Here is a 1,387-nt window from a genome sequence, read left to right as displayed (position 1 = left end):
GCGTCGGCCTGGGCGTCCAGCAGCGCCTCGTCGGCCGGCGGCGCCGATCCGCGCGCGAACAGGATCCACAGCACGGCGATCAGGACCACGCCGCCCAGGATGCCGGCGATCCACCAGCCGGTGTTGGATTCGCGCACCACCACCGTCTCCACCGTCTCGGTGACGGTCGGGCCGGTCGGGGTCGGGCGGGCGGTGCGGGCTTCGGGGTCGTACTGGGTCACGGGCGGTCCCTCCAAATGGACTCCCGAAACGATCCGGCCTCCCCGGCCGTTCCCCCGGTTAACCCACCCGGCGCAGGACCAGGGCGCTCCACGCATCCCGCCGGATCCGCCGTTCCAGCACGAAGCCGCGCGACAGATAGGCGGCCGTCACCCGCCGCTCCTGGGTGCGCAGAAGACCCGACAGGATGGCCACGCCGCCGATGTGCAGCGCCTCCTTGATGTCTTGCGACAACGCCACCAGCGGCGGCGCCAGGATGTTGGCGAACACCAGGTCGTAGGGCCCCTGCCCCCGCACCTTGCGGTCGTTCAGCCCATAGGCGTGCACGAAGCGGGCGCCGGCCTGGTTCAGCCTGGCGTTCTCGTTGGCGATGCGCACCGACGGCGCGTCGATGTCGGTGCCGACCGCGACCTTGGAGCCCGTCTTGGCCGCCGCGATCGCCAGCACGCCGGTGCCGCAGCCCACGTCCAGCACCCGTTCGAATCGCTCCTTCTTCAACAGTTCGTCGAAGGCGATCAGGCACCCCACGGTGGTGCCGTGGTGCCCGGTGCCGAAGGCGGCGCCGGCGTCGATCTTCAGGTTCACGCGGTTGGGGGGAACCCGCCCCTGGTCGTGGGCGCCGTAGACGAAGAAGCGGCCGGCATCGACGGGCGGCAGGCCGGACAGCGACATCGCCAGCCAGTCGGCGTCGGCCAGCTTCTCGACGGTCACGGTCAGGCCGGCGTGCGCCTTCAGGCGCGCCTCGACGCCATCGGCCTCCTCATCGGTCGTGGGGAAGGCGTCGATGCGCCACACGCCCTTGTCCTCATCCTCTTCCAGGATCGAATAGGTCGCGCCCTCCAGCAGGACGTCGGCGTCCAGGTCGGCGGCGGCGGCTTCGGCGAGAGCGCGGGGGCCGCGCGCGATAATTTGAACAGCGGACTCGGACATTTCTCAAAACGCCGTTAGAATGACGAATCGAGGCACGCGCTGGCGTGCGCTCTAACGCCAGCGTTCGCAACATCCGAGGGGTCGGGGAGTCCATGGCCAAAGCACCGTCCAAGTCGAGTACCGCCAAACCGAAACCGGCGGCGTCCGCCGCTTCCAAGCCGAAACCGGCGGCAAAGTCGAGCGCCGCGGCGAAGCCCGCCGCCGCCAAGCCGGCGCCGAAGGCCGCCGCGCCCAAGGC

At 70.5% G+C, this 1,387-nt stretch carries 2 protein-coding genes; both read right to left on the bottom strand.

Features of this window, described 5'->3' with window-relative positions; genetic code table 11:
- A partial coding sequence (locus AC2W7C_RS17965) for a hypothetical protein (protein ID WP_486002577.1) occupies positions 1–221 on the bottom strand: 221 nt, incomplete at its 3' end.
- Between the two features lie 58 nt (positions 222–279).
- Positions 280–1,149, bottom strand: coding sequence for a 50S ribosomal protein L11 methyltransferase (locus AC2W7C_RS17960; RefSeq protein ID WP_486002576.1), 870 nt, complete (start codon positions 1,147–1,149; stop codon positions 280–282).
- Positions 1,150–1,387: the final 238 nt, after the last annotated feature.

The organism is Brevundimonas sp. CURTG3B2_SDJG, assembly GCF_057364705.1.
The sequence above is the reverse complement of the archived record's forward strand: the minus strand, read 5'-3'. Positions and strand labels throughout refer to the sequence as shown.